Annotated in this window: 21 protein-coding genes and 1 tRNA gene; 2 read left to right on the top strand and 20 right to left on the bottom strand. The window is 61.1% G+C overall.

From position 1 onward, the window contains the following. Window positions 1–549: 549 nt before the first annotated feature. The 6 genes from FGQ67_RS09595 to FGQ67_RS09570 all read right to left on the bottom strand — a co-directional run bounded on the left by FGQ67_RS09595 (window position 550) and on the right by FGQ67_RS09570 (window position 6390). Window positions 550–1179, bottom strand: coding sequence for an HAD family hydrolase (locus FGQ67_RS09595; RefSeq protein ID WP_171025295.1), 630 nt, complete (start codon window positions 1177–1179; stop codon window positions 550–552). A 160-nt stretch (window positions 1180–1339) separates the two neighbouring features. Next, on the bottom strand, window positions 1340–2332 hold the full coding sequence (locus FGQ67_RS09590; RefSeq protein WP_138341695.1) for an SIS domain-containing protein: 993 nt from the start codon (window positions 2330–2332) through the stop codon (window positions 1340–1342). 190 nt (window positions 2333–2522) lie between these two features. Further along, on the bottom strand, window positions 2523–3356 hold the full coding sequence (locus tag FGQ67_RS09585; protein ID WP_138341693.1) for a PTS system mannose/fructose/sorbose family transporter subunit IID: 834 nt from the start codon (window positions 3354–3356) through the stop codon (window positions 2523–2525). 13 nt (window positions 3357–3369) lie between these two features. Beyond that, entirely contained in the window at window positions 3370–4164 is a 795-nt protein-coding gene (locus FGQ67_RS09580) for a PTS mannose/fructose/sorbose/N-acetylgalactosamine transporter subunit IIC (protein ID WP_022095161.1), read from the bottom strand. Between the two features lie 36 nt (window positions 4165–4200). Next, window positions 4201–5124: a PTS sugar transporter subunit IIAB gene (locus tag FGQ67_RS09575; protein ID WP_138341691.1), complete on the bottom strand. Its 924-nt coding sequence runs from the start codon at window positions 5122–5124 to the stop codon at window positions 4201–4203. A gap of 183 nt (window positions 5125–5307) precedes the next feature. After that, window positions 5308–6390, bottom strand: a complete 1083-nt coding sequence (locus tag FGQ67_RS09570; protein ID WP_138341689.1) for a DMT family transporter — start codon at window positions 6388–6390, stop codon at window positions 5308–5310. Between the two features lie 185 nt (window positions 6391–6575). On the opposite strand from FGQ67_RS09570, the gene FGQ67_RS09565 reads away from it, so the two are divergent. Next, window positions 6576–6770, top strand: coding sequence for a hypothetical protein (locus FGQ67_RS09565; RefSeq protein WP_138341688.1), 195 nt, complete (start codon window positions 6576–6578; stop codon window positions 6768–6770). On the opposite strand, the gene FGQ67_RS09560 is transcribed toward FGQ67_RS09565, so the two are convergent. Then, window positions 6767–7759: an SIS domain-containing protein gene (locus FGQ67_RS09560; protein WP_138341687.1), complete on the bottom strand. Its 993-nt coding sequence runs from the start codon at window positions 7757–7759 to the stop codon at window positions 6767–6769. The genes FGQ67_RS09565 and FGQ67_RS09560 overlap by 4 nt on opposite strands. Window positions 7760–7964: 205 nt before the next feature. Here FGQ67_RS09560 and FGQ67_RS09555 point away from each other — a divergent pair, with 205 nt between their 5' ends. Beyond that, window positions 7965–8687: a GntR family transcriptional regulator gene (locus FGQ67_RS09555; protein WP_138341685.1), complete on the top strand. Its 723-nt coding sequence runs from the start codon at window positions 7965–7967 to the stop codon at window positions 8685–8687. A gap of 21 nt (window positions 8688–8708) precedes the next feature. On the opposite strand, the gene FGQ67_RS09550 is transcribed toward FGQ67_RS09555, so the two are convergent. The 13 genes from FGQ67_RS09550 to FGQ67_RS09485 all read right to left on the bottom strand — a co-directional run bounded on the left by FGQ67_RS09550 (window position 8709) and on the right by FGQ67_RS09485 (window position 23733). Beyond that, on the bottom strand, window positions 8709–9299 hold the full coding sequence (locus FGQ67_RS09550; protein ID WP_138341682.1) for a GNAT family N-acetyltransferase: 591 nt from the start codon (window positions 9297–9299) through the stop codon (window positions 8709–8711). A gap of 77 nt (window positions 9300–9376) precedes the next feature. After that, complete coding sequence (locus tag FGQ67_RS09545) at window positions 9377–10402, bottom strand: threonine aldolase family protein (RefSeq protein ID WP_138341680.1); 1026 nt, start codon at window positions 10400–10402, stop codon at window positions 9377–9379. A 45-nt stretch (window positions 10403–10447) separates the two neighbouring features. After that, a complete protein-coding gene (locus FGQ67_RS09540; RefSeq protein ID WP_138341678.1) occupies window positions 10448–11311 on the bottom strand; it encodes a phosphatase PAP2 family protein in 864 nt (287 codons plus the stop codon). Between the two features lie 216 nt (window positions 11312–11527). Continuing rightward, complete coding sequence (gene mfd / locus FGQ67_RS09535; RefSeq protein ID WP_138341676.1) at window positions 11528–15160, bottom strand: transcription-repair coupling factor; 3633 nt, start codon at window positions 15158–15160, stop codon at window positions 11528–11530. Window positions 15161–15317: 157 nt separating this feature from the next. Next, on the bottom strand, window positions 15318–15983 hold the full coding sequence (gene nth / locus FGQ67_RS09530; protein ID WP_006235145.1) for an endonuclease III: 666 nt from the start codon (window positions 15981–15983) through the stop codon (window positions 15318–15320). A 63-nt stretch (window positions 15984–16046) separates the two neighbouring features. Then, entirely contained in the window at window positions 16047–17849 is a 1803-nt protein-coding gene (locus FGQ67_RS09525; RefSeq protein ID WP_138341674.1) for an ABC transporter ATP-binding protein, read from the bottom strand. Window positions 17850–17974: 125 nt separating this feature from the next. Continuing rightward, complete coding sequence (locus FGQ67_RS09520) at window positions 17975–19330, bottom strand: DNA recombination protein RmuC (protein ID WP_138341672.1); 1356 nt, start codon at window positions 19328–19330, stop codon at window positions 17975–17977. A 124-nt stretch (window positions 19331–19454) separates the two neighbouring features. After that, window positions 19455–19889 (bottom strand): hypothetical protein, encoded by a 435-nt coding sequence (locus FGQ67_RS09515; RefSeq protein WP_138341670.1) that lies wholly within the window; start codon window positions 19887–19889, stop codon window positions 19455–19457. Window positions 19890–20324: 435 nt separating this feature from the next. Continuing rightward, window positions 20325–20957: a hypothetical protein gene (locus tag FGQ67_RS09505; RefSeq protein WP_138341666.1), complete on the bottom strand. Its 633-nt coding sequence runs from the start codon at window positions 20955–20957 to the stop codon at window positions 20325–20327. 272 nt (window positions 20958–21229) lie between these two features. Beyond that, window positions 21230–21769, bottom strand: a complete 540-nt coding sequence (gene rbr / locus FGQ67_RS09500; protein WP_035136761.1) for a rubrerythrin — start codon at window positions 21767–21769, stop codon at window positions 21230–21232. 114 nt (window positions 21770–21883) lie between these two features. Further along, window positions 21884–22789, bottom strand: coding sequence for an HhH-GPD family protein (locus tag FGQ67_RS09495; RefSeq protein WP_055285277.1), 906 nt, complete (start codon window positions 22787–22789; stop codon window positions 21884–21886). Between the two features lie 21 nt (window positions 22790–22810). Continuing rightward, the gene (locus tag FGQ67_RS09490; RefSeq protein ID WP_138341664.1) at window positions 22811–23296 is read right to left on the bottom strand and encodes an RrF2 family transcriptional regulator; all 486 of its coding nucleotides are present in this window, start codon (window positions 23294–23296) and stop codon (window positions 22811–22813) included. Between the two features lie 359 nt (window positions 23297–23655). Further along, window positions 23656–23733, bottom strand: a tRNA-Asp gene (locus FGQ67_RS09485). Window positions 23734–23947: the final 214 nt, after the last annotated feature.

The following is a 23947-nucleotide window of genomic DNA, read 5'->3' as shown; positions in this document are numbered from 1 at the left end:
CCTCACGCCCGGCTGCATCGACAGGGCCAGGGCCGCGAGGGGCGAGGGGCCGCTGGCGGGATAGCCGGCGCGCCGGGACATGGGCCGGAGGGCCCGTTGCGCTGAGTCCGGAGCGGCTGCGCAGCGGGCTGGCGGAGCATGCCGCGGCAGGGTGGGGACGCCGGCCTCCATAGCCTCTCCACCTGCGGAAACGAGGCGACGGCCAGGTGCCGGGGGCTAGTTCCGCGTTGCGCTAGCTGCGGAAACGCGGGGTCCGTTCAGGCTGTTGCGTTGAGATTGAAAATCAACCTTTGGTGCCTTTATTTTGACCCAAAAACGGGACCGGCAACCCCCACGACCAAAGGCCCAAACTCCAAGTGAGTAGACTTTTCGCGACCTGCCGAGCACACCAAAAACTGCCACCTCTGTGACCTGCGGTTTTACTAAAGCAGATACGCTTTGTGCTCGGCATGTGCCAAAAAGTCTACTCACTTAGTCTGAGTCGAAGCCAAAATGAGCCAATCCACCGCAAAAGACGCGTGAATCGGTACTTCTCGCGGCGAACTGACGCTACAAAGCGGGCAAAATGTCGGCAAGGCTATCGATGATGGTGTCAGCGGCGGACTGATCTAGGTTGACGCCCTCGTGCGGACGCAGCGCCAGGACGCGGGCGCCGGAGCGCTTGCCGGCCTCAATGCCCATAGGCGAGTCCTCGATAACCAGGCACTCGGCCGGCTCAACACCCAACGCCTCCATGGCGCGCAAATAGATCTCGGGGTCGGGTTTAAACGCACTGCACTCATGGCCGCAGATGGTGTAGTCCAGCACGTCGGCGATACCGGCAATCTCCACCAGCTCGTCGATGAGCTCACGGTAGGACGAGCTCGCGATGGCACACTTCACGCCGCGCTCGTGCAGCTCACGCATCACCGGCTCCGTCTGCTCGTTGAGCAGCTCGGCATACGGAACGGGATGGACCGGGCTGTAGACCTGCTTGTACTCCACGCGCAGGCGCTCGCGCAGCTCAACATCGTCGGGCACCAGCGACTTCCAAATGGCGGGCTCGTTAGACCCCGAAAGATCGGGGATCTCGTCAAAGTGGAACCCCTTCTCTTCCATAAACGCCACGCGGCGACGGTTGTAGAACCACTCGGTATCGACCAGCACGCCGTCCATATCAAACAGCACTGCCTTGATCATACGCATCTCCTCCCACTTGCCAAAAAGGGACAGGTTTATTTTGGTAGGGTTTATCTGGGGTTTTGCGGCGCGTGCGCACACGCCCTCCCCAGAGCAAAAAAGGGGACGGGGCAAAACCCCATCCCCTCTCAATCAACCCGTAAGGTTAACTTACTTGTGATTAGTAGGAAAGCTTCCACATGTAGCGACGCATGGTCAGCGGGTGCTGACGGGCCTCGGCGATCTGGTTGCCGTACTCGCGCATAACGGCGAGGTGCAGCAGCGGGTTGAAGTAGGTGACGACGCTTGCCGGCACGGCGTCGGCCAGGCCGTAGTCCTTGGAGTCGATCAGAGCGACCTTGGCGCCCATGCGCTGCAGGAAGGTGAGGGCGCGAGCGTCCATCGGACGGGTGGCACCGTCGGACATGAAGAAGACGTAGGGCTTACCCTCGGTGGAAACCTCGAACGGGCCGTGGAAGTACTCGCCGGTGTTGTAGGCGGCGGCGTCAATCCACTGCATCTCGGTGAACAGGAAGGCGGCGGAAGAGTAAGCCATCTTCTCGGAGGCACCGGAGGCCATGAAGTAGATCATCTCGTCGTCCTTGAAGTCCTGGGCGAACTGCTTGGCGAGGCCCTTGGCGGACTGAGCGGCGTTCTCGCAGAGCTCAAAGACGTTGGTGAGGCCGGTGATCATGTCCTCGTAGTGGTCATAGCCCTCGGTCTGCTGAAGGATCTCGAGAGCAAGGGCGATGGCATAGCCGGGCCTCTCGCACTTGGCAGCGTAGTTGGCGTGGAAGCCGTGGACGATGACGTGGTCGGCGTCGACGGTCAGAGCGGAGCCAGCCTTGTTGGTGAGGGAGACGACCGGGCAGTTGTGCTTCTTGGCGGTCTTGTTGGCCTCGACGGTATCGGGCGTGGAGCCACCGAGGGAGCAGGTGATCACGAAGGTGTGCTCGTTGACCCAAGAAGGCGTGTCGTAGTTGAACTCGTTAGCGGTGAAGATCTGAACGTTCAGCTTGTCCGTGTTGTTGGCCAGGAAGTACTTGGCGGGGTAAAGATCGGACATAGAAGCACCGCAGCCGACGAAGGCGACGCTGTGAATCTCGTGGTTGGACAGGACCTCAGCGACGATCTGCTTAGGGAGGTTAAGGTCGATCTCGTACATCTGACACATTCCTTTCGAATTTTTGCGGCGTCACATTGCCGGACGCTCGCAGGGTTACCGTGGTTAGGACCGAGTCGCCGGCCCGTTGAGGATGCGACAAAGGGACTGTCCCTTTGACACATTTAGGGATGGAAGCCTGCCTGGGGTATGGGATGCCAGGCAGGCCCCCGGGGGAAAGCGGTTAGACGCTGGGTCGCGACTAGGCCAGGATGCCGGCCGCGGAGAGGGCGATGCCGCCCACGATGGCGATCACGAGAAGCCAACCGGTGTTGACCTTCTTCTTGATGAGCCAGTACATAAGGCCGGTGAGGCCAAGGGAGATCATCTGGGGCATCATGCCGTCCAGGATGTCCTGGATAACGACGGTACCCTCAGCAAACTGCAGCGGGGTGGTGGCGCCGATCAGCGTAGCGATCATGCCGCCCACGGACATAAGACCCACGATGCCGCAGACATACATGAGCTTCTCCATGAGGTCGCCGCCCTGGAGCTTGCTCAGGTACTCATGGCCGCCCTGGTAGCCGATCTTGGCAGCGAACCACGTGATCAGCACGGAGGGCACGATGGAGATGAGCATGGCCAGGATCGGGCCCATGATGGAGCCCTGCTGAGCCAGCTGGACGCCCAGACCAAAGGCGATGACGCGGATGGTGCCCTGGAAGAAGGAGTCACCGATACCGGAAAGCGGGCCCATGAGGGAGGTCTTGACCGCGTTGATCGAATCGGGGTCGAAGTTCTCGGGATCCTTGGCGTACTCCTCCTCCATGGAGGCGGCGAGGCCCAGGACGAAAGCGCTCGTCTGCGGGGTGCAGTTGTAGAACGCCATGTGACGATGGTAGGCCTCTTTCTTAGCAGCGAGCTGCTTGGGGTCAGACTCGTCGGGGTAGAGGCGATCGAGCGTGGGAACCATGCCGTAGAGGAAGCCCATGTTCATCTGACGCTCGTAGTTCCAAGAGGCCTGGATGGCCCAGGAGCGCCAGAAGAACTGGCTGACCTTCTTGTTCAGGGACACGTCCTTGGTTGTGGTTGCCATAGTGTGTTCCTCCTTAGTCTTCGTCGTCTTCGAGCGGATCGTAGTCGGAATCGACACCGGCGGCTGCATGGGAACCGTTGAACTTGAAGCCCATGAAGACGACAGCCAGGCACACACCGATCAGAGCGACCGCGATGACGGACAGGTTGAGGTAGGCGGCGAGCAAAAAGCCGATGAACAGGAACGGAGTCATACCCTTCTTGATCATCATGGTGAGCAGCAGGGCCAAGCCGTAGGCGGTCATGATCTTGGTCGAAACGTTAAGACCAGTGGACAGCCACTCGGGAACCATGTTGACGATGGCCTGAACCAGGTCGGTGCCAACAAAGACGGCGAGGAAGATCGGCAGGAAGTACATGATGGCGTACAGACCGGAGCCGGCGCAGATGTGCATACGGTAGGCGGTCTTGAACTTTCCGTTATCGATCGCGCTATCGGCCACATGGGTGAGGGCGGCGATGATGGAACGGAACACGATGCCGAGGAGCTGACCCAGGACGGCGACCGGGATGGCAATCGTCATGGCGGTCTCGGCGGAAGCATCGGTCAGGCACGCAAAGGCAGCGGCCACGATGCCGCCCAGGACCATATCGGGCGGAACGGCGGCGCCGACCTGCACCAGGCCCATGGACACGAGCTCGACGGCGGCACCGACGGCAAGGCCGGTGGGCACATCGCCCAGCAGCAGACCGACGAGCGTAGCGCCAACGAGGGGCTGCTCGAAGTTAAGACGACCGAGCAGGCGGGAGTCCCACATGCAGAACACGCCGACGAGGCCGACGAGCACCGCACTGATGAACGTATTCATACCCTTCTCCTTTCAGTCAGGCAAAAGCCTGGTTGATTACAGCTTGGTGTCGATGTCGACGCTCTGATACGTAGGGGTCTGCTGGACATAGAGCTTGATGCCCATGTCGAGCAGCTGGTTGACGTCGGCCTTCTGGGTGGCGTCGAGGAAGACGGAGCTGTCCTTGCCGCCAATCTGATCGGCACCGTCGTGGTTGGCGGTGGCGCCCAGGTTGATAGCGTCGAGCTTGTAGCCCTGGCAGAACTGCAGCATCTCGGCCGTGTTGCCAAAGACGAACATGACGCGCTCGCCGAGGGTGTTGAGCTTGTCCATCTTGGCGAGGGCACGCTCGACGGTGAAGACGTTCAGGCGCACGCCCTGGGGCTTGGCCAGCTTAAGAGCGCCCTTCTTGATGTCATCGTTGGCGGCAGCGTTGTCGACGACGATGATGCGCTCGGCCTGAACCTTGGTGGTCCAGGTAAAGACGACCTGGCCGTGCAGCAGACGGTAGTCAAGACGTGCGAGGACGATCTTGGCGGGACCGGAGCTGTGACGGGGCGCCTTGGCCTTCTTGGCGGGAGCCGCGGCGGCCTCGACCGGTGCGTTGGGGTTGGTCAGACCGGTGCGGGCCTCGTTGATGAGGGCCGCGAGCTCGGCGCCCTTGACGGGGACGGGGCTCATAGCGAGCGTCAGTGCCAACGGAATGTTGAAACCGCTGACAACCGTGAACTTCGTGCCGTTCTTGGAAAGCTCGACCATGTTGTTGTTGACCGAGCTGCCGAGCATATCGGTCAGCACATAGACGGTGTCGTCCGCGTTGAACGTGGCGATCAGGGCGTCCACCTTATTGGTGATGGGCTCCTTGTCGTCACGAGCAAGCGACACGACGTGGACGTTCGACACGTCGCCGAGAACCATCTCGAGCGTGTCTCTGGCGCCTGCGGCCAGGCCGCCATGAGATGCGAGAATGATCTGATTCATCTTGCCTCCTCCTTTTCGTTATGGTCATTATAACGTCTTATACGTTGCTTATATTGCTAATTAGTATAAAGACCGTTCGCGGGTGAAAATCGACCGTTGACGGGTTTAACGTACTTGAAACGTTGGGGCTGGATAGGCCGGCGCTGGCTGGATAACCCCAGGTCAGACGCCGCACACAATCCTCTATCGCACGAAGTACCAGGGGCTTTCCTGCACGGTGGGCTCCAGCGCGATGCCGGTGCGTTCCTTAAACAGATCCATGTCCTGCGATTTCTCCGTCCACCACGCGTTGGGCTTAAAGGTCATGCTCTCAACGACATGACCGACAAACACACTGTTGCGCAGCTTGGAGAAGTCGGTGTTCATAATCAGGATGGACGCGAGCACCAGCACAATGCCCAGGACCTTGATCGCGCCGGCGGGCTCGGCATAGACACCAATGCCCACCAGTACGGTGACGACCGTCTCGAAAGACATTACGACGGGAACCTTCGATGTCTCGAGCCCCATGGACAGACCCTGCATATATAGGATGTAGGCCACGGCTGTGGGGATGAGTCCAAAACCAAGGAACAGCAGCAGCAACTGTGGCGACATTGCCGCGGCGACATCCGGCCACGGAGCCGCGATAGCTGCCATAACCGCACCGCCAAAAACAAAGCCCCAAAACGTGACAGCCAGCGGGTGGACCGTCTTGGTTGCTATCCGGCTAAACACCGCGAGTGACGCACCACAAAGGCCTGCAATCACGCCCGACGTGACGCCCCAAACCGAAAAATGAAAACCGGAAAGGTCACCATTGGTCACTGCAAGCACGCAGCCAACGATGTTAAAGACAATGGCAACGAGCTTGTTGGGGGTCACGTCCTCGCGATAAAGCACGCGGCCGAGCATGACGCCAAACACCGGCGAGGTGTAGAGCAGCACCGAGGCCGTGGACATGCCCACCTCGCCCATGCACTCGTAATAGCAGGTATTGGCGGCGGCCAAACCGACGATACCGACAAGTGCGCAGGGAACGAGCTCTTTAGGGCTTGCCTTGAACAGGGCCAGCGGACCCTGAGCCACGGTAGACCCCTCACCCGGACGGCAGCCCATAAACATCAGGACCGGCGCCAAGATAAGCGCTCCGACCAACAAGCGAAAGGCAGCCATGCTCTGGGACGAAACGCCCATGGCCGAGATGCCGTTTACAAAGATTCCGATGCTGCCCCACATAAGCGCGGCGACCAGCACCAGCACATAGCCCAGATTGCTTTTCTTCAACGCAGCCTCCTCGGTATTGTTTCCAATATGTTTCACACTACGTTATAGTCGTTATATACATTTTTCAAGACACAAATCGCCGAACGGAAAAATCTGCTCGCCCACACACTCATTGGGTAGTCATTGGGGACGTCCCCAACGACTAGGACTGTCCCCAACTGCCGGCAGAAAAGGAACGCCCCCAAGTGCCACATCTGGACCAAGGCGACGCCGATGCTTTGGCAGCGTCAGCGAAAACCCGCCAGAGCGAGCAAGGTGCCTTGAAGCGAAGCGGCATTGACCTTCTGGTCATGCCGCTGAAGCTGAAAGGCAGATTGCCGCTCTGGCGGGCTTGCAGCGTCAACCAGTTGCGCGGTTTGGTAAAACCGCGTAACTCCTAGTAGTCAAGCTTCCACATGTAGCGGCGCGTCATGTAGTCCTTGTGGGTGACGGCAGAGAGTGCGCGCATGTAGACGTTATTGAGGATCGGCGCGAAGATCAGGTGGTTGAAGTACTCGCTCACGCTGTCCTTGATGTCGTTGAGGCCGAGCTCCTTGGCGTCGAGCTGATAGACGCGCTCGCCACCGTACTGGTTGACGAAGCGGATGCCGCGCTCGTCGTTGCAGCGGCTGCGGCCGACGCTGATGAGCTGGAACAGCGAGGTGCGCTTGTCCAGGATCTCGAAGGGGCCGTGGAAGAAGTCGCAGGTGTTGATGGTGCAAGAGTCGATCTGCAGCATCTCCTGCACGTTGCAGATGCTAAAGACGTAGGCGGCACCAAAGAGCGGGCCCTGGGCCATGACGTTGATGCAGGGCTTGTCGGCGTTCTGCTCGGCCCACTTGGCAGCGAGCGGACGGGTGTACTCGACGGCCTTGCGATAGATGGGGTCGACCAAGTCGAACGCGGCCATAGCGGTCTCGTACTCGGTATAGCCCTCGGTCTGCTGCGTGAGCTCCATGGCGATCATGGTCACGACGGCGGAGTTGGTGCGGCCCATGCAGGACTCGTCGACGGCCAGGCTGTCGTACTGGATCTTGTAGTCGCAGACCTCGGTGAGGCCGGACTCGTCAACATAGATGGCGATGGTGCTGGCGCCGTGGTCCTTGGCGACCTGGGCGGCGACGATGGTCTCCTTGGTGCCGCGCGTGGACACGACCACGGCCAGGGTGTTCTCGTTGACGTAGGCAGGGGTTGCGTGCACGAACTCGTTGCTGGTGTAGCTGGAGCTCACGACCTGCGTGGCCTCGTGCTCCATAAAGTACTGGGCAGGATAGTTGCCGCCGTTGGATCCGCCAGCGCCAATCCACACGACGCGCTTGATGCCGCCCTTGTCTGCCTTGTCAGCCAAAACCTGGGAGACGACATCCTTAACCTGTTCCTGAGTAGTCATCGTGCATCAGCCTTTCTTCTCGTTTGATGCTCTCGATGGCATACAAGTTACATACATGTTCTGGTTATGTCGACTAGTTGTATGCTATATTTGTCTTAGAAATTTTGCTGGTAAGGTTTTCGATTATTCGTTACCAGCTGTTTTGTTCTTGTATTGAATACATGCTTGCTTAGTTAGGCATACAAGTTAGATATAGGTTGGCAATATGAGCGTCTCATCTAAAAAGAAACTAAGCCAATACGAGCGCTTGGCGGGCATGCTGCGCGACCGCATCGCCGCCGGCACCTACGCGCGCGGAGACAAGCTGCCGTCCGAGATGGAACTCATGGACGAATCGGGGCTGTCGCGCAGCACCGTGCGCCATGCCCTTAAGGTGCTCGTTGATGAGGGCCTGGTTCGCACCGAGCGCGGACGTGGTGCCTTTGTGGCCGACACGCCCGCGCTCCACGAGAACAACCTGGTGTTTTCGAGCTATACCAAGCAGGTCGAAGGCCAGGGCATGAAGCCCACCACGCGCACCGTGGACTCGGGCTTTACCAAGGCGGGCGGCAGCATAGCTAAGTTCTTTGATGCCGCCGTGGGCAGCAAGCTCGTCAAACTTGTCCGTCTGCGTTATCTGGACGATGCGCCGCTGTGCCTGGAGACCACCTATCTACCACCGAGCTTTGAGGCACTCATCGATCGCGATATCAACGGTTCGCTCTACGCCACGCTGCGACAGGAGTTCCATCGCGCACCGGCACAGGGGCATAAGACCTTTGAGGTGTGCTACGCCTCGCAAAACGAGGCGTTTTTGCTCAACGTTGAGCGCGGGCAGGCGCTGATCCTAATCACCGACTACGTCTACGACACCGACGGCCGCCCGCTCCATGTCTCCAAGCGCATCCAACGCACCGACCGCGCCAAATACACCGAGCCCATCGGCTAACCTGCCAAAATAAACCTGTCCCTAAATGGTAGGTTTGGGGAGGTCGGGGAACCAGGTTGGTTTGGGTTGGTTGGGTGTGCGCTCGGCCAGGACCAGCTCCATCCAGCACATGTCGTACCAGCGGCCGAACTTTTGGGCGCAGCGGTCGAAGGCGCCCACCAGGCGATACCCCATATGGGCATGGAAATCCTGACTGTTGTGCGTCAGATACTCGTCGTCCTTATCGTGCGGCACGGCAATGAGCGCGCACATGTTGGTGATGCCCATCGCGACCAGGCATTGCTTGAGCGCGTCGTGCAGCTTGCGACCCAGCCCGCCATGGCGCACATCGCGTGCCAGGTAGATCGACGTCTCGACCGACCAGTCGTAGGCCTCGCGGCTGTTAAGCGGACTCACATAGGCATAGCCTACCGGACGCCCGTCCAACTCCATCACCAGATACGGATAGCGCTTGAGCGTACGCTCAATACGCCCGGCGAACTCCTCAACGCTCGGCACCTCGTATTCGCAGGTAATCGCCGCCTGGCGCACATACGGCTCATAGATGGCAAGCAACGCTGGTGCGTCTTCGGGCGTCGCCAGGCGAATCGTCGGCTCGGACATCTCGGTCATACAACCCTTCTCCCTCAAAAACAAAGGCCGCCTTGCGCTAAACCCAGCGCAAGGCGGCCCCTCGTCATTACATCAGGCTACAGAACCGCCGCCAGCGCGTCGATATCCTCCTGCGTCGTGGCCCAGCTGGTGCAAAAGCGCACCACCGTGTGGGTCTCATCGTACTTTTCCCAGTACTCGATCGAGGCATGCTCGCGAATGCGCGCCATGTCCTCGTTGGGCAGAATCACAAACTGCTGGTTCGTCGGCGTCTCCAAGAAGAACTGGTAGCCGCGCTCGTGCAGTACGCGACGAAGCGCCTGCGCGGTTTCAATCGCCTGACGACCAATCTCAAAATACAGGCCGTCGGTAAAGAGCGCCTCAAACTGCACGCCCGTCAGGCGGCCCTTGGCCAGCAACGCGCCATGCTGTTTAATACGCGGAATGGGATGCGCCGGAGCGTGCATGCCGCTAAACACCACAGCCTCGCCGCAGAGCGCGCCGCACTTGGTGCCGCCGATGTAGAATACGTCGCACAGCTGCGCCAGCTCGGGCAGGGTAATGTCGCACTCATCGGCCGCCAGCGCATAGGCCAGGCGGGCGCCATCCACAAACAGCGGAATCTCACGCTTCTGGCACACTGAGTGAATCGCCGCGAGCTCGGCCTTGGAGTACAGCGTGCCGTACTCGGTCGATAGGCTCACGTACACGGCACCCGGGAACACCGTGTGCTCGTAGCTCTCGTTTTCGTAGAACACCTGGATATAGTTCTCCAGATCCTCGGCGTGCATCTTGCCCTCGTAGCCAGGGATGGTGAGCACCTTGTGGCCGCCAAACTCGATGGCGCCCGCCTCGTGGCAGGCGACGTGGCCGGTCTCGGCAGCAACGACGCCCTCGTACGGCGCGAGCAGCATGTCGATCACCGTCGCGTTGGCCTGCGTGCCGCCCACCAGAAAAAACACGTCGGCATCGGAGACCTGACAGGCCTCGCGGATAAGCTGCTTGGCACGCTCGGTGTGCGCATCGGTACCGTAGCCGGGCTGCGGCTCCATATTGGTGTCGACGAGCGCCTGCAGCACTGCCGGATGTGCGCCGTGGGAATAGTCGTTGTTAAACGCGAGCATGGCAATCCTCTCTTACCGGGTATCGGCCAGATGATTCAAACGGGGCTATTGTACGCCGTTGGGATAGGCAATGCGCGCGGCAAGGCACTCAAGTGCCAGTACCAGAGCAAAACCGCAGCTCACATCGCTCAAAAAGTGTGCTCCGATCACGATGCGCCCAAAGGCGACGAACGCTGCGACGGCCGCCGCCGCCCAAAAGATCACGCGGCGACGCGAAGGTTTTTCCTTAAAGGCTGCCGCGGGAAGCCCGGCGAGCATAAGGCCGATCGCCGCATGCGCCGTGTGTCCGCTCGCAAACGACTTGAACCCGTCCTTGATCACGCCGGCGGCGATATAGGCCCACTTGTCGGGGTTGCCGATCACCCACCACGGCTGAAAATTGAGCCCCGGCGTGACCTCGATCACGCGCATGCGCGGGCGCGACCATAACGGCTTAACAATGACGTTGAGGATGATGGCCTGAGCGACCCACACGGCCAGCACCATCAACGCCCAGCGCGTAAGCTCGTCGGGCTCGGTCGTGCGCGTGAGGCGGTAGGCGATGAAGTTGGCTGCGATGACCAACGCAAACGTCAGAACCAGCTGAAACGCAATAAGCTTGCCGCCGACGCGCAGCGATCCGATAATCTCGTAGCCGACCAGACCCACGTTGATCAAAACGCCCAGCGCAGCGAGCCACTTGCTCGCCTTGGAATCGGGGCGTGCCGAGCGCACGAGCATAACGCCCGCGATGCTCGCCGTCAGCTCGAACGGCAGCTCACCGGCCGCCTCGACAAAGCGACCGTACATGCTGCCGATGTTGAACAGCGCACTCGAGATTTGATAATCAAAGAAGCTGCCCACGCCCAGACAAAGGCACAGGACAACCGCGATAATGGCGACATCTTTCTTATAGATGTATCCGAACATGCTTTCCTTTCGGTCGGGCGAAGGGCAGTCAACCTGCAATGTGGGTGAGACGAAGATGGCTTTGTCCCGTAAATACCCTTACAGGTTGAGCATAAGTAAGCGAAAACGTTCCATTTGTGGCAAGGTGGCCCGAAGGAGGAGGGAAGCGTACTTGCGTACGCGACCGACGAGTGAGGGTCAGATTGCCACAAATGGGGCGTTTGCAGCGTCGACCCGTTAGTCGTCGTCGCTAGCACCCAGCTGCTGCAGCAGCATGAGTGCCGCGGCCACGGGGCCGGTGCCGTCGTTGGCGTCGAGGCCGCGGCCCAGGCCGCTGCCCGCGCCGGCGCCCGCCTTGTAGGGCACCGACAGCTTGCGGCTCTTGGGAAAGTTCACCGCGCCATAGCGGGTCTTAAGCTCAAAGGCCACCTTCTTGGGCACGTCAACCCCCAGGAAGGTAATGCGTCCACCGCTGAGCGTGACGCTCTCGAGCCCCAGGCGCTCGCCGCGAATACGGATGCGAGCGCGGTTGAACAGGTTGAGCCCCGCCAACGGAAGCTCACCGTGCGCGGCCTCGGTCTCCTCCTGCACCTCGTCGATACTCTCCAGGTCCTCGGCCGCCGCGAGCTTGCGGTACACGAGCACGCGCTGGTCCACCGCCGGCATGTACTCCTCGGACAAGAAGTAGTCGGCCGGCAGGTTGATGCCCACGCTCGCCGCCTCCACGCCGGCATCGTCGTCGCCGCGCGCCTCGGCCACGGCCTGGCCCAGCATCTGCGTAAACAGGTCAAAGCCAACGCTCGACAGATTACCGTGCTGCTCGGCACCCATGAGCGAACCGGCACCGCGGATCTCCAGGTCGCGCATGGCGATGCGCATGCCGCTGCCCAGGTCCTGGAACTCGGAAAGCGCAGTCAGGCGCGCCGTGGCCTCCTCGGTGAGCGGCAGCTCACCCGGGAACATAAAGTACGCGTATGCCTGCGTAGCCGAGCGGCCCACGCGGCCCTTAAGCTGGTAGAGCTGTGCCAGACCCAGACGCTGCGAGTCCTCGATGATGAGTGTGTTGGCCGTTGCGTTGTCGATGCCGCTCTCCACGATGGTCGTGGCGATAAGCACGTCGATCTTTTTGGTCGCGAACTCGATCATCACGTCCTCGACCTCGCGCGGGCTCATCTTGCCGTGCGCCACGCCCACGCGCGCCTCGGGCGCGGCCTCATGCACGCGTGCCACGGCGTCGTCGATGGTCTTGACGCGATTGGACACGTAATACACCTGACCGCCGCGGCCCACCTCCAGGCGAATCGCCGCACTCACCACGTCGGGGTCGTACTCCCCCACGTGCACGATCACAGGACGACGCCCGGTCGGCGGCGTGGTGATCAGGCTCATGTCGCGCACGCCACTCGTGGCCATCTGCATGGTTCGCGGAATAGGCGTTGCCGAGAGTGTGAGCACGTCGATTTGCTCGCGCAGGTTTTTGAGCTGTTCCTTGTGCTGCACACCAAAGCGCTGCTCTTCGTCGATGATCACCATACCCAGGTTCTTGGGGTTCACATCGGCAGAAAGTAAGCGGTGCGTGCCGATCAGCACATCAATCGTGCCCTCGGCAAACGCCTTGAGCGCGCGCTTTTGCTGCGCCGGGGTGCGGAAGCGGCTGAGCACCTCGACCTCGAGGCCAAACGGGGCAAAGCGCTCAAAGAAGGTCTCGTAGTGTTGCTGGGCCAGAATGGTCGTGGGGCAGAGCACCATGACCTGACGGCCGGAGTCCACGCACTTAAAGGCCGCGCGCAGGGCGACCTCGGTCTTGCCGAAGCCCACGTCGCCGCACAGCAGGCGGTCCATGGGCTTGGGCGCCTCCATGTCGGCCTTAATGTCGGCGATGGCCTCCAGCTGGTCGCGCGTCTCGTCGTAGGGGAAGCTCTGCTCCATCTCGATCTGCTCGGGCGTGTCGGGCGGACAGGCGATACCGGCAATCGACGAGCGGCGCGTATACAGGTCGACCAGGTCAAACGCCAGCTTTTTGGCATTCTTGCGCGCCTTGTTGGTAGCCCGCGTCCAGTCGGCGGTGTTGAGCCTGGTCAAGCGCGGTTTATCGCCGTCGGGACCAACGTAGCGCGTAATGCGGTCAACCTGCTCCAGCGGCACGTAGAGCTTGTCGCCGTCGGCGTATTCCAGCAAAAAGTAGTCGCGTTCCTTGCCGCCCACTTCCTGGCGCGCAATCTCGCTAAAGAGCGCGATGCCGTGAGTGGCGTGCACCACGTAGTCGCCCGGCTTAAAGGGGAAGGTGATCTGCGTAATGTCAACCTTGCGGCGGCTGCGCGCGCGGTTGGCGTCCATGCGGGCGTTGAGATCGGCGATTGAGAACACGGCCAGGTTGGCATCGGGCACCACCACGCCCTGCGGCAGGGCAGCGTCCACAAAGGTCACGCGTCCGCGCGAGATGGTGGGCACGGCGGCGCCGGCGGCAGCCTGCGCGGCGCCCGCCTCGAGCGAACGGGCGTTGAGCGCGTCGGCCTTACGCTCGCGAATCGAGGCATGGGCCTCCTGGCGTGCGGCACGGTCAGCGGAATCCGCCGCTGCCACACGCACGCGGTCGCCGATAGCGCCGGCGTTTTCGGGCGCCGCGGTCAGCGATTCCTCAAAGGTAATGCCCTCGTCGCCAAAGGTGAGCTCCATCGACTCGCGCGCACCGCGGTCGGGGATGGCAAACACGCAGGCATAGCGCTTGCCCACGACCTCCTGGATGCGCGTCATAAAGCGACTGTCCGATCCTGCGATGGCAGGCTGCTCGATCTTGAGCTCGGCCGTCACCGCACCGCCGGCGCGGATGAGACTCACATAGTTCAGGCGTTGCTGGGAACCAAAGTCGAGTTGCTGGGCACGCACGTACAGGCCGTCCAGACGGTCGACCCCCGCCTCGCCGGCACGTGCCTCGATATCCTCGTAGGCGCGCAGGCAATCGTCGAACAGCGAGCGCGGCTCGGACAGAACCACGAGCGCCTTGCCGCTCACGTGCGACAGCGGGCTCACGGTCTGGCCGTACATCACCGGCAAAAAGCGGTCGAGCTCAGGCGTGACGATGCGCGCATCCACCATCTCGAGCAGCGCCGCCAACTTGCTGTCGTCCTGGCTGGCGCGGTAGAGCGCCACATGCATGTTGTGGACGGCGTCGTCGGTGAGTGCGAGCTCGCGGCACGGGAAGATCTCGATGCTGTCCTCGTTGCCGATGGTCTGGCCCGTTGAACTCACCATGCGGCGGATGCGGTCAATCTCGTCGCCGAAAAACTCAATGCGCACGGGTGCCTTTTCCTGCGCGGGAAACACCTCGACGGTGTCGCCGTGCACACGGAACAGGCCGGGCGCGTCGGCAGCGCCGGCATTGGTGTAGCCCATGCCCACCAGGCGCTGCGGCACCTCGTCAAAAGGAATCTCCTCGCCCACCGCAAAAGTAGTGGACTCCCAGTAGCGGCTCTCGACCGGCGGCACGCAGCGCAGCAGTGCGCGGGCCGAGGTGACCATGATGCAGTTGTCGCCGCGCACGATGCGCCCGAGCGCCTCGCAGCGCTGGGCCACCACAGCGTCGTCGGGCGCCTGCTCGCGCCAGGGATAGTCCTTGCGCTCGGGAAAGCGGCACACGTGCGCCAGGCCCACATAGGCGGCCAGACTGCGTGCGGCGCGATCGGCCGCGTCCTCGCCACTCACGATGTAGACCGTGGGGCGCGGACGACGCGCAAACTGGGCGGCGGCCATAAGCGTTCGGCCCGACTGAGACACGGCCAGCGTCACGTCCTCGCCAGCATCGAGCCCGGCCTCGACGGTCTGCAGTGCCTCGGCAGTGTAGAGCTGCGCGGCTATACGGTGAATGAGCATGCTGTTCCTCCGGCATTGCAACGCCAAAAGCCCGCCGGGGCAAGCTCGGCGGGTCGTTCGTCAAATTCATTGCTTGTCATGGTAGCGCATGGAGAGGACTCCGGCTCAAGGGCAAACCCAGCCCCGCAAAAAACGCCAGACGAAGATGCGTTCCGCCCTACCCCGCTACGCGCACGCTGGGGCACAAATCCGCCAGCGGGCACTCGTCGCACTTGGGTTTGCGGGCATCGCAGATCTCACGGCCAAAGGTAATCCACTGGTGGTTGACCGACTCCCAATACTCATGAGGCAAAATCTTGAGCAGATCCTGCTCGGTCTTGAGCGGCTCTTTGGCATGCGTTTTAGGACTCAGCATCAGGCGATGCGCGATGCGGTTGACGTGTGTATCGACCGCGATGCCCTCGACAATGCCATACCCCACGTTGAGCACGATGTTCGCCGTTTTACGTCCCACACCCGGTAGCTTGACGAGCTCCTTCATGTCGGCCGGCACCTCGCCACCATAGTCGGCGACGATCATCTGTGCGGCCTCGACGGCATGCTTGGCTTTGCTCTTGTAGAAGCCGAGTGACTTGATGGTGTCTGCCACGTCAGCCACGCTCGCCCCGGCCATGGCCTCGGGCGTGGGCCACTGGGCAAACAGCTTCGGCGTCACCTTGTTGACCTGCGCGTCGGTCGTCTGCGCCGAGAGCAGTACCGCAATGAGCAGCCTAAAGGGATTCTCGTGGTCCAAAAAGCACTCGACCGGGCCATAGCGACGGTTGAGGCGCTCGCACACCTCAACGGCGCGCTCGCGTTTGGCGGCATTGGTCTCGCGTGGCATAACGACTCCTCGCTTCAGCGGCATAACAAACCTATGGGCACGATTGTCCCACGTATGGGGTCTTTAAGCCTCCAAAAATGCACCGGTCTGGCGGCTCCACAGGCTTGCGTATTCGCCGCCTGCCTCGACGAGCTGCGCATGCGTGCCGTCCTCGACAATCTCGCCGTCCGCCAGCACCACGATGCGGTCGAGCGCCGCCACGGTGGACAGGCGGTGCGCCACCACAATGGAAGTGCGGCCGCGCATCAGGTTCTCGAGCGCCTCCTGCACCAGCGCCTCGGACTCGCTGTCGAGGGCAGACGTCGCCTCGTCGAGCACCAGAATCGGCGCGTCGGTCAGGATAGCGCGGGCGATGGCCACGCGCTGGCGTTGTCCGCCCGAAAGCTTAACGCCGCGCTCGCCCACCATGGTGTCAAAGCCACGGGGCAGGCGGTCGATAAACTCCAGGGCATTGGCCAGGCGCGCTGCCTCGCGAATCTGCTCGTCGGTGGCGTCGGGGCGGCCGTAGGCGATATTCTCGCGAATGGAGCGGTGGAACAGCAGCGCCTCCTGCGGCACGTAGGCAACCTGGCGGCGCAGACTCTGCTGCGTGCAGCGCGAGACGTCCTGGCCGTCCACGAGCACGCGGCCGCCCTGCACGTCGTCCAGGCGCAGCAACAGCTTGGTGAGTGTCGTCTTGCCCGAGCCCGATTTGCCCACCAGGCCCACGCGCTGGCCCGCCGCCACATGGAGCGTCAGGTCGTCGAACACGTTCTCGCCCGCCGCGGCGTCACGGTATGCAAAGCTCAAGTGCTCAAAATCGATCGCGCCCTCGCGCACCTTAAGCTCGGGAGCGTTCTCGTCGTCTGCCACCAGACGCGGCTCGTCCAGCACGCGTGTCATCTCGGCCGCGTCGCCCAGCGCGCGGTTGATGCGCTGCATCATGGAGCTCACGTAGTTCAGACGCATGGTGAGGTTGTACGTATAGGTAAAGATCATGACGAGCGCGCCGGCCGAAATGCCAAACCACGCGTTGCCGCCCGCCACGAACACACTCACCACGGCCATGGTGATAACGATAAGGCCCGAGGTCGTAAAGTTGCGCTGCATCATGGCGTGCATCGAAACCGTCTCGGCGTCGCGCGCGGCGCGGTCGGCAGCATCGAACAGGTCGCGCTCAAAGTCCTCGCGCCCGCAGGTCTTGACGGCCAGGATGTTCGTGACCGCGTCGGACAGCACGCCCGACAGCTTGTTCTGTGCGGCGGACGTCGCGGCCGAAAGCGGCATGATGCGTTTGTACATAAGCCAGACAAACGCGATGTAGACGACCATGATGCCCACCAGGATCACGGTAAATGTGGGCACCACCGGGGCGAGCGCCGCTACCGTGCAGATGACCGAGGTGATAGTGGGGATGAGCGAATACACCGTCACGTCCACCAGCCCCGTGTAGCCGCTCATAAAACGACTCGTCTGGCTCACAAGCGATCCGCCAAATCGGCTGGTGTGGAATGTCATGGATTGATTGGAGAGCGTGTCAAAGCACAGGCGTGCCAGGTGGTAGTTGCCCGCAATCTCGAGCTTGTAGACAGTGTAGTCCTGCAGCTTGGAGAGGATCTGGCCTACCAGGTTAACGAGCACGAGCGCCAGAATGTAAGGGCCAAAGACCTCAAACACCTGGTCGCCTGCCACGGGGCCGGCCTGGACGCGGTCGACGATAAGCGCCATCACGTAGGTGTTGGCAAACGTAAGCAAAAAGATATAGCCCGCCGACGAGAATACCGAGAGAAAGACGATCAGCGGCTGCGTGCGCGTGACATCCCAAAAACGCTGCAACGTGCGGCGCACGGTGGAGCGTATGAGCGGACTGGTGCTTCTCTGAGACATGGGCTTCCTTTCGCGTCTGATAGGGCGAAACGCCATTGTTGCACACTAAAGCGCACTTCAGGCAAGCACGATGCGAAAAGCGCCCGCGCCCCGCGCTTGCGCCGACGCCCCGCCGTCCGTTGCGGCTAGCCCTCGTCTTCTTGGTCTGCGAGCAGGTCCGCGGACGTGAGCCCCAAGATCGCGTCGGCCTCCTCGGCATCCTCCAGCGCATCGATGTCCTTGAGCTTGCGCTCCATAACGTTGGTGCGCGTGGCGATAATGCCCTCGACCGTCTTGCCCGCAGTCTCGATCTGCTGTTGGGCGCGGCGTAGCGCCGCCTGATAGCGCGGCAGCTCAGCCTTGACGGCGGAAAGCACGCGCAGCACGTCATCGGTGCGTTTTTGCAGCCTAAACGTCTGGTAGCTCATCTGCAGGCTGTTGAGGATGGCCGCCATGGTGCTGGGGCCGGCAACGTTGACGTGATAGTCGCGGCCCAGGGTCTCGATAAGCCCGGGGCGGCTGACGACCTCGGCGTACAGACCCTCAAACGGAACGAACATAATGCCAAAGTTGGTAGTCGCGGGCACGCTCAGATACTTTTCGCAGATGTCCTTTGCCTCGCGCTTCACCATCATATCGAGCGTCTTGCGCGCTGCGGCGACGGCCTCAGCGTCACCCGACTCCTGGGCGTCGAGCAGATGCTCGTACGCATCGCCCGGGAATTTGGAGTCAATCGGCAGCAGCACGGGATCGCCCTCGTCTACCGGCAGCTTGACGGCAAACTCAACGCGCTCCGAGGCGCCAGGCTTGGTGGCCACGTTTTCCAGATACTGGTCGGACGTGAGGATGTCCGCCAGGATCGCGCCCAGCTGCACCTCGCCCAAAATGCCGCGCGCCTTCACATTGCCCAGCACGCGCTTAAGGTCACCCACGCCAGTGGCGATAGATTGCATATCGCCCAGGCCCTTGTACACGGCCTCGAGCTGGTCGCTCACCTGCTTAAACGATGCAGACAGACGGTCGTTGAGCGTACGGGAGAGTTTCTCGTCCACCGTCGCGCGCATCTGATCGAGCTGCACGTTGTTATCCTTGCGAATGGCACCCAGTTGGGCATCGACCGTCTCGCGCACCTTGTCCAGGCGGTGCTCGATGCCCTCGCGGTTGGCGCCAAGCTGTTGGGCCGTCTCGCGGCGCAGGTCATCCATCCGGTCACCAGCTTGCGAAAACTCGCGTGCGACGGTCAGGTAACGTTGCTGCTCCACGGCCGCATCGGTCGTCTGCTGCTGCGCGATGACATTGGCCGTGCGGCGGGTTTCGGCCAGCGCGACGTTCAGGGCATCGAGCGTGCTGTTGGCCTGCTCGAGCGCCGCGAGCGTTTCCGCACTACTGTCGCCACGCTCCCGCAACTCGGCACGCAGGCTCTTGAGCTGGAGGGCGCAAGCCACAGCAACCCCCACCGCCACCAAGGCGATCACAACAAGCACAATATCAATAGCAGACATAAACTCCGCCCAACAAACCCAATCGAGCACCGATCAAAACCGCGATCAATCTTACCCCGTCACACACACGGATCACTCACTGCCTTGCAGACAAATTTCTCTTAGAGCCGCGGGCGCTAAAACGCTAGCTCTCCCAGCCGGCGCGAATGGTTGTTACGACATCGCCTAGACGCTGGCCCAGGGCCGCTAGATGTTGGAGCACCTCGTTGGGCGATGCGCCGTTGAGGATGCACGTGAGGGCATACGACGCCAGAAAGATGGCCGCAAGCCCCAGCGGGATGAGCACGATCATCGTCAAGGTGCGCAGGCGCTGGCCCACGCGGCGACGACGCGCACGACGCTTGTCGAACGCGAGCTCCTGCGCATATGAATCTTGCTGTACGGAATAGGCCTCTGGTGCCGATTCGCACCCGGGCACAGCTGCAGGTACAGCAGCGGGCACGACATTTTGCGCAAAGGGCTGGGCTGCCGCCCCTTGCATTTGCATCTCCATGAGTCGTTGCTGCTGACGCAGCATGCGCTCAGCTTGTTGCTGCGGAGTCTCAAGAAACAGATCCATGCTGGCCTCCAAAATCGGAGCATTCGATGCTTACGACCAGCATCCCGCACCGCCATGACCGCGACAACGCAATCGCCGGCAATAGCCACAAAGTTTCTTTTGCTCAAAAGCTGTCGAAAAGCTCAACAACCCCCCTACCAGCACTTTCTCTGAGCTTTTTTCGCCAGCAATCTTTTGGCCTTCCACCCTTACGCCAACTGACCAAAATCTAACCAAAAACTTGACGAAAATTGTGGAGACCGGGACCCCCAAACAAAACGTGCCGCCCCATAAGGGACGGCACGCAAACTTCTTATCTGCTTTTCTGTAACGAGCACGCGACGACTCAACGCCGGAGCGCAGGGCAGGGAAACCTTTGCCTCGCGCGACCCTGCGAAGCCGTGAGCGAGAGGGAAAGGTTTCCCCGCCCTGCGCTCCGTGGTCGGTGCGGACAGACTACATGCCCGCGAGACCGTGGGCGGCGGTGGCGCACATAAACGCCAAGGCTAAAATCACGAGCGAGCCCGCAATGTCTGCCAGCACGCCCATTGCACGACGCTCAAACAACCAGCTCTCAAAGTGTGGGGCGACGTTGCGCCAAACACGCCACAGCAAGATGCCCATACCGATGACGCCCGGGATATTGAGCAGTAGGATCTCGGAGCACAAAAGACCGATCAGGTTGCCGGCGGCAAAACCAGCGTCGCCCTCGCAGTATTTGCGATAAATCATGTACAACATGTACGCCACAAACGGCTGCAGGCACGCAGAGATAAACGTAACCACCATCGAGGGGTCCTGAGAAAAGACATCGGTGAGTTTATCGACACTCGTAGCATCTTTCGAAGCCAAGAACAAGCCAATGACCACCACGGGCACCACGCCCAAGATAACCTCGACCAGAGTAAACAACTTAGCAGTCAGATCCTCGCTAGCCGTATTGAGGTGAGGCGCCCACTCAGGATGAGCATGCGCCCCGACCTTCTTGTCCTTCTCAGCACGATCGGCCTTTTTACCCTCGGCAACCCGACGACCAGGATCCTTGCGAGTCCCCGCCGCAGCAACCCGAGCCCGAGACTTCTTACCCATAACCAACACCTCACAAGAGGAAACGAATAGCCAACGCTACCCAGTGTACCCTCTAAGCAACGTCACCGCCCCAACCGGCCCCCACAAAAACGTGCCGCCCCATAAGGGGCGGCACACAAACTTTTTTATCAGCTTTTCTGTAGCGAGCACGCGACGACCCAAAGCGGGCCGGGAGGGCCGGACTACCTTCCCTCAACGCGACCCTGCGAAGCCGTGAGCGAGGAGGGAAGGTAGTCCGGCCCTCCCGGCCCAGCTCACGCTAGCGCCAAGCGCTAGTAGTTCACCACCTGCTCCTCAAAGTACGCCTTCGGGTGGTTACACACCGGGCACACCTCAGGCGCCTCGGCACCAACGTGCAGGTGCCCGCAGTTCAGGCACTTCCACACCTTCACGCCCTCACGCTCAAACACCTCGCCCGACTCGATGCGCTCGACGAGTTTGTTGTAGCGCTCCTCGTGGGCCTTCTCGACGGCGGCGACACCACGGAACTTCTCGGCGATCTCGACAAAGCCCTCCTCCTCGGCGGTCTTGGCAAACTCGTCATACATCGTGGTCCACTCGTAGTTCTCTCCTGCGGCGGCATCGCGCAGATTGTCCAGAGTATCGGGGACGGCGCCGTCGTGCAGATACTTAAACCACAGTTTGGCGTGCTCGGACTCGTTGCCTGCAGTCTCGGCAAAGATATTCGAGATCTGAACGTAGCCATCCTTCTTGGCCTTAGATGCGTAGTAGCGATACTTGGTGTGTGCCTGGGACTCACCGGCAAAAGCGGTCTCGAGGTTCTTCTTGGTTTGGGAATTCTCAAAATCCATAGGTGTACTTCCCTTCAACGCATGCCGCCCACAGACTTTGAGCGGCCTTGCTTTAAGGATGCCCTCATGCCGAGAATTTAAACCTTACAATCCCGTTCTTCAGATTCGAGTGAGCTACACACTCAGCCAACGATCGCCCTCGGAGCCGCAAAAGCCCTCGCGCTCCAGATCGGCAAGAATGCTTGCGACCAGCTCGCGCTCGACCGGCTCTCGGCCGGCTGCCGTCTCCATCTCGTTAACGCCTGCAACGGCTTCATCGAGCGTAATACCTGCCGGTTGTCCATCGCGCGCCGCCAGCAGCATGCGCACAATGTGGGCGCGCTTTTGGCGACGCGAGCCCTCAAACTTGGACTGACGACTATAGCCCGCCGACCGCCTGGACGGATTGGGCAGCGTCTTTTTAAGATACGCGCCGTAATCCAGCAACGCGTAATACCATGCGCGCGGCGTGTCGGCATCGTCTTGAGGCACGGCAAAGGGCGCAATCTCATCCGCCGCCGCACCAGGGGCCGCCGGACAGGCGGCTTGAATCAGCGGCACCAGCTCGCGATCGGGAACGGCCGGCACATCGGGAAAGAAATGATGCAAAAAGACCGTGCGCACATTGGTCTCTAGATACACGCCTGGAAGATCAAACGCAAACGAACGGATGCCCTGCGCCGTTGCCGGGCCAATGCCGGGCAGAGCGACCAAGTCACGCGTCTCACGCGGAAACTCCCCGTCCCAGTCCTCTACAACGCGCTGAGCGGCCCCATGAAGCGCCAGAGCGCGTCGGTTGTAGCCCATGCCCTGCCAAGCGTCCAAAACATCGGAAGGCGCGGCCTGGGCAAGCGCCTGCACAGTCGGAAAACGATCGAGCCACACCGGCATGCGCGCCTCCACACGCGGCACCTGCGTTTGCTGCAGCATGACCTCAGAAAGCCAAATGATGTACGGATCGCGTGTGCGGCGCCACGGAAGGTCGCGATAACGCAGGACCCCTTCCGAACGAATCATCGAACGAAAGGGGTCCTGAATCATGGCTATGCTCCTTATGCGGCGCTATTCCTCCCGGTAAGCGCACGCGCAGGTGGCGTACTCGGGAAACGCTTCGCGGTCGGCGAACTTGGGATCGACGGCCGGGAACTGGCGGTGAGCGACGATGTCGCCGAGCGAAACGGAATCGAGGTAGTCGCGCATCAACGCCTGGGCTCCGGCCCACAGGGGATGATAGCAGCACGCGCCCATGCGCGCACAGTCACCATCGGGCGCGGTGCAATCGTTCATAACCATAGGACCCTGAACGGCCTCGACGACCTGGCGGATAGTGACGTCGTCCGGACTGACCTTGAGACGCATGCCACCGTGGACGCCACGCAGGCTCTCCACAATACCGGCCTGGACCAAACCGTGCTGAATCGAGCGGGCAAACGAATACGGGACATTGACCTCTTCGGCAGCGGTGCGAACAGAAAGCAAACGCTCCGGATCCTCGGCAAGCATCGCCAGCATGCGAAGGGCGTAATCAGTCTTCCTCGATATGTCCATTTTTCCCCTTTCAAGGAATACGAACAGCTCGAACGAGCTCCGGGGCCGAGCTTGTGTCGAGACGCTAAATGACCGCCAGGACATCCAAATGGTAAATCGGATATCCACTGAGTGCCGCGCTTGGAGCGAAATGCATCAGATGCGGCGCACAGTGCAATTTAGTATAACCTAACCCCCTGTCTCGTAGAACAGGTGTTGCGCAACAAAGCTGTTGTTCAGACAGATATACTTATTAGATTTTACTTGCGTTCCCGAAGGCGCGGGGATTCTGGGCGAAGATGCACCGGGGCGATCGTTCTATCGAAACAAAGTGCATCAAACGCAAAAAGCCACGTCCGAAGACGTGGCTTTAATTGCGTTGGCGGGAAGTACGGGGCTCGAACCCGCGACCTCCGACGTGACAGGCCGGCGCTCTAACCAAACTGAGCTAACTCCCCAGGCAGTCGTTCGCGTTTGTTTCCGCTCGCGTGCGCTGCGGGGATTATTATACACAGAAGTCTGTCCGGTGCGCAACAACTTTTTTGAAAAAATTTTTGGGCCCTCCGGGAGGGTCTCCGGGGCCGGCTGGCGCGGGTTAAGTTTGCTGCTCTACAGTCCTGCGCAAGACGGAAAGCACATTAAGTGCTTTCCTTTGCGTGCGGAACTCGCGAC

This window comes from Collinsella aerofaciens (assembly GCF_005845035.1).
GTDB classification, from domain to species: domain Bacteria; phylum Actinomycetota; class Coriobacteriia; order Coriobacteriales; family Coriobacteriaceae; genus Collinsella; species Collinsella aerofaciens_I.
The sequence above is the reverse complement of the archived record's forward strand: the minus strand, read 5'-3'. Positions and strand labels throughout refer to the sequence as shown.